This is a genomic window from Prevotella falsenii DSM 22864 = JCM 15124, from assembly GCF_000613945.1.
GTDB classification, from domain to species: Bacteria; Bacteroidota; Bacteroidia; order Bacteroidales; family Bacteroidaceae; genus Prevotella; species Prevotella falsenii.
In genome coordinates this window covers 1-4,833 of the sequence record NZ_BAJY01000058.1, presented here as the reverse complement: position 1 = coordinate 4,833, position 4,833 = coordinate 1, and the positions used below count along the sequence as shown (strand labels likewise).

The following is a 4,833-nucleotide window of genomic DNA, read 5'->3' as shown; positions in this document are numbered from 1 at the left end:
GTAGTATTGCTCTGCATCATCATTATATTTATGGGCATAATATAGGTTGTTGATGAGAAAAACAATTATGGGTATTACAATGATAGAACCTATTATTTGTCCTAATGCTGTCATAGGTATGTTTTTAATTATATTCTTCACGATTGTTGTGCTATAACATTAAATGTATTAATTCCTTTATCTTTTCGTAGAGAGTTTATTTCTTGCATCATATATCTATATAAATAATTTTCATATTTATTTGAGCCCCATTCTATGCCATTTGATGCTAATGTTGCCAATATACCAATTCCAAACTTCTGTGCATTCAGTTTGGTAAATAAATTTTTGCTTATAGCTTTTCCCATGTCTTTTGCTGTTTTTCCCGCAAAAAATCTCCAAAAAGCATGAGTAACCGTATTGCCATTTATTACTTCTTCCGTACCCCATCGACCAAGGGTTCTAAGAAATTCACGATTGCTTCCTATTATAGGAATTGCAGCATCACTAGTAGTAAGTACTATTCCTATACCAGTGTCACGTGTGCTCTCTTTTGTCCATAGTCCACCTTCATTATAACCCTTTATTCTTGAACCTCCTTTCAAATTCTTTTTTCGACATCTTGTACTTCAAATACTGAATAACATTGTTTCGATAGAACTTATCTATGAATATAGAATTGGTATCACGACCATCAAACCATATCGGTTCACTCACCCCGATAGCCTTCAGTACAGGTACAGAGTTATCCATTGTTCCGTATTCAGGATTATTCATTTCATCACGATTGACAGTCAAAGCGACTATCTTGCTGCCATAGCTCCCATCTACATCTTTAAAAGAGATGATATTCAAGTATTTCTTATACTCCTTACAATAGAAAGATGTGTAATCTGCACTCGGATTATTAAAATAGTTAGATGAATGATATGTTGTATCGAAAACTTCACACAATGGATATTTTTCCCGATCAACATTATGCAAGAATAGTTTTGAATCAGCCTCTGGCATAACAACACGAATATCATAGCTGTCCTCTACATATTTCTGATAGTATTTTGCTGCATCATTATTATATTTATCCATATAATATAATGCATCCACTATTTTAGGTATCATTGGTACAACAAATACAGAGCCAATAAGGCTACCAACAAATACCCAAGGGATAAACCCTGCTAACTTTTTTATTCTCATAGCGTTATATAACTTATAATGAATTTGCAATAACTGTTATTCTACTTGTATTTTCTTTTCTATAATTCTTTATTTCAAGTATCATTTTCTTATATAAAAGATTCTCTTCTTCATTATCACCTCCCTCTATGTGATTACTGATAATAGAACCGAGAATACCAATGCCAATTCCTCCAAGCGTAAACCATTTATTTGAGACATTCCATTTGAAAGCCTTTGTTTTGCCTGTCCACATACTCTCCCAAAAGTCTTTGGGAATATCCTTTAGTCCTTTCTGTGCATCCAACGCTATATCTCGTGCCCACCAAGCATGATTAGCACCTGCCATGTCCCCATTCAGCATATATGTCAAAGCTCTTTCGTTGAAATTCATTGCTTCTTTGCCCAGTTCCTTATTATGTGCTGTTATTGTAAAAACAGTTTCTACACCAGAGTATCCCGTACCAGCAGTAGTACCTATGCCTGCATTCTTCCAATCATCTCCGGTCATGATATTATGCTCCGTGTTAATTGATGTCTGGTCATTATCACTTTCAAGTGCAAGTTTGGCATAGTTGTTTTGTTTAACAACATTGTCCTCGCGGTAACTTTTATTGCCACCAGTCATATAGTCGTAGACAGATAGTCCTGAGCCAAGGACTACACCTACCACAGCTCCCCCTGCCTGTCCTTCAAAACCGGCAAGCAATGCATTGGAAACATTGCCAATAAGCCCCTGTTTAAATTTTGACCATGAATTAATATCTGAAATCTTGTCGTTAGTTTTACTAATCATTTTTGCTAACTCTGCTGCTTTTGCAGGATTCATAACCAATGAGACTATACCACCTTTACTGCAAGTTAGTATCGAACGTTCCAAAAGGGCGTTGTGTCCTTCTAATTTAACCTTTCTATGGAACAAACTCCACTGTCCTTCAAGGGAAGAGTCGCACTCATTAGCCAAGTATCTATAGGCAGCTGATGCACCTAATGCTACACCTCCGGCCACATCTAAAGCTAATGCGGCACCCAATGCAGCTCCAACAATGACTGCGCCTGCTCCGGCAGTCATCACAACCAATGCTACAGCTAAAGCTCCAACTGCAAGACCTACAAGCAAAGCACCAAGACCGGCAAAGAATGTCTGTTTGATGCGGCATTGCAGTGAGCAACTCAACTTCTTGTCGCAAATATTCAGCAAAGGTTTCTTACCATTACCATACAGCACCTTAGCCTGCCGTGTAAGTCCTAATTGTGCCGGTTTTCCTCCTGTCATCTCCGTACAGATAACATCCGTTCCTGCAGGTATATATGATTGTGCCATAATTATTTCAGTCTGTGAATACGATAAGTTACCAGTATCTCAATATTGTTCTGCACCTCTTCGATGATATTTACCTTGATTTCTTCCGGAATCCCATCGTCTGCAAGGAGTATATCATGGTAGAACTCATAGTTGTATTGCGTAAAGCTGTATTTTACAAGAGGCTGATAGCGTTCCTTGTAGATTCTCGTAATGCCATAGTCGTTGACGACCTTTGTTCTTTGGTCATCAGCAGAGATATAGCGTGATATTTTATTCAATCCTGTTTCTTTGTCCGTGGAAACCTCTTGTGTAATGGTCGTTTTAATCGGTGTCTGATCAAATAGAAAAGAGTAGAACTTCCGGTCATATTTATCGTCTTCTAACTTTTGTCCGGTAAGATATTTATCGAAAAATATATCGTAGAACAGCTTATTCGAAAGTTCTCCTCTGAAAGTTGGTTCGTCAGCGAACTGTTTGTCAATGATGTCGGTAAACTTCTCTACCTGCTTGCTTTCGTCAGTTCCTTTTCCCATGGTAGAATTGATGGTATGGAACATTTCCGACTTGTATTCCTCCCACCACTTCTTGATTTCCTCAAAGTTCATCACCTTGTTGATTCTACCTGTTTGTGAATCAATCGTTACGTCTGCATGGCTCTTGATACCGTCAATCTTATCAAGCAACTCTAATGCCGGCATCATGTTGGCAGGACTCATTTTAACAAAACTCTCTGTTACTTCAGCCTTGAATCTGTTGCTTTGTAGTTTTAAATCATACGACAACGAAAGCTCACGCCGTGTATCTGAATGGCTTGTTACCATTCCGTCTATACGGTTCAGAACTTTCTGTTCGCATCTGTACTTGACAGTTTTGTTAAACAAGGAATCCTCTTTGTTAAACTGTCGCCATGGACTTCCTTCTTTTCCTCAGTCGATCATACAACTTCTTATTTTTATATAGTTAGCAAACAAAACCATAGAATCTGTATGGAAAGAGAATACAAATCTGGTTATTATCAAGCGTAAATGTAAGAAAAAAGCGGTAGAACAACAAATAAAATGGTTCAAAAAGAGGATAATACTTCTGCTTCATCATATCATCTATTATTGTAACCACTGTATTCAAACCTGTTATGCTTGCGAATCTTCTCGCACATACGTCTTGCGATAGCGCGAACCGACATCGCGGAGCCTGCCCTCTCTCTCCAAACGGTCGGCAATGCGGTAAGCATTGGTAGAGGAAAGGTTGAGGTAATCGCGCAGGTCGGCAACAGTAATGAAAGGCTTGTTGGCGAATAGTTCTTCGAGAGCCTTGTCTATCAGCTCTGCCGTCGGTACGGAAGAACTGCCGTAACGATAGGTTGTGTTCTCGAACTTGGTGTAGAGAAGCGTGTCCAACATTTCGATGTCGGGGCGGAACTTCACCGTGCGCACCTTGGCGTTCCGCAGCCGACGGCGGTGTGTGCGCGGGTCTTCGTACACCTCGCCCTTCACGGCAAGCGAGAAGTAGCCTATTCCGGGCAGGCGTACGGCGTTGCCCGACATTAGCTGGTAGGTAATCTCGTCTTTCAAAGCAACGATGGCACCAACAATATCCGAGCGCGTAAGCGAGGTCGCTTCCTGTATATTCCGCCCTATACGCTCCAGTCCCACCGTTTGGTTCTCTACGGTTACAGCCCTGTATTCAGCCTTTTCCGCCGATTTGCTGTGATTTTTAATAAGCTTGTAATTTACACTCATATATCGTTCTGTTTAATTTATTCTTGCTTCCTGTTCTATTCAGATATATTGCTGTCCGGTAAAACTTTTTATTAATATCAACAATTAGGGCTGACACTTCTCACGAGGTATCAGCCCTTTTGGTTATCTTTGTTTTTAGAAAAATTTATAACCATGAGCAAAGATAGTCATTTTAGCGGACAGCCGGTCTATAGTCAGGTTTTAAAGTTGCTTGATAAAGATAAAATTCTTCAAATCAGCCGTAAAACGCAAGGAAGCGAGGCTTATGTGAAGCATTTTGACGGCTACAAGCATCTTGTCGTGATGCTGTTCGGGGTCCTAAAACACTTTGATTCCCTGCGTGAACTTGAGATTGGCATGAAAGCAGAAGCTCACAAACTTTGTCATCTCGGATTAGACTATATTGTCAGACGAAGTACGCTTGCAGAGGCTAATATCCGCCGTCCTCAAGAGTTCTTTGCCAATGTCTATTCCTACCTTTTGGAGAAGTATGCTAAGTTTTTAGCGGACAGCCGCCCTCCAAGAGCCCAAACTTCGATGATTTCACAGACAAAAAGATTGCGAACACACAGAAGAAAATAAACAGAAGACCGAGACAAAAACTAAATTTTAAAACACCAAAATCAGAGTTAC

The 4,833-nt window shown here is 39.7% G+C and carries 5 protein-coding genes and 2 pseudogenes; 2 read left to right on the top strand and 5 right to left on the bottom strand.

Features of this window, described 5'->3' with window-relative positions:
* Positions 1-137: 137 nt before the first annotated feature.
* From JCM15124_RS12240 to JCM15124_RS12220, 5 genes are all read right to left on the bottom strand, one after another.
* Positions 138-584 (bottom strand): hypothetical protein, encoded by a 447-nt coding sequence (locus JCM15124_RS12240; protein ID WP_024999639.1) that lies wholly within the window; start codon positions 582-584, stop codon positions 138-140.
* Positions 553-1,176, bottom strand: a complete 624-nt coding sequence (locus JCM15124_RS12235) for a DUF8188 family protein (protein WP_024999638.1) — start codon at positions 1,174-1,176, stop codon at positions 553-555. The genes JCM15124_RS12240 and JCM15124_RS12235 overlap by 32 nt, the downstream gene beginning before the upstream one ends.
* 13 nt (positions 1,177-1,189) lie before the next feature.
* A complete protein-coding gene (locus tag JCM15124_RS16065) occupies positions 1,190-2,479 on the bottom strand; it encodes a DUF4280 domain-containing protein (protein WP_024999637.1) in 1,290 nt (429 codons plus the stop codon).
* Between the two features lie 2 nt (positions 2,480-2,481).
* The gene (locus JCM15124_RS12225) at positions 2,482-3,342 is read right to left on the bottom strand and encodes a hypothetical protein (protein ID WP_024999636.1); all 861 of its coding nucleotides are present in this window, start codon (positions 3,340-3,342) and stop codon (positions 2,482-2,484) included.
* A gap of 249 nt (positions 3,343-3,591) precedes the next feature.
* Positions 3,592-4,200 carry an HU family DNA-binding protein gene (locus tag JCM15124_RS12220; protein ID WP_024999635.1) on the bottom strand — a complete coding sequence of 203 codons (609 nt, stop codon included), beginning with the start codon at positions 4,198-4,200 and terminating at the stop codon, positions 3,592-3,594.
* A 153-nt stretch (positions 4,201-4,353) separates the two neighbouring features.
* Here JCM15124_RS12220 and JCM15124_RS17230 point away from each other — a divergent pair.
* Together JCM15124_RS17230 and JCM15124_RS17225 are read left to right on the top strand one after the other, a co-directional pair.
* A pseudogene (locus JCM15124_RS17230) lies at positions 4,354-4,584 on the top strand (DUF4372 domain-containing protein); the annotation flags it as partial.
* 137 nt (positions 4,585-4,721) lie between these two features.
* A pseudogene (locus JCM15124_RS17225) lies at positions 4,722-4,833 on the top strand (IS30 family transposase); the annotation flags it as partial.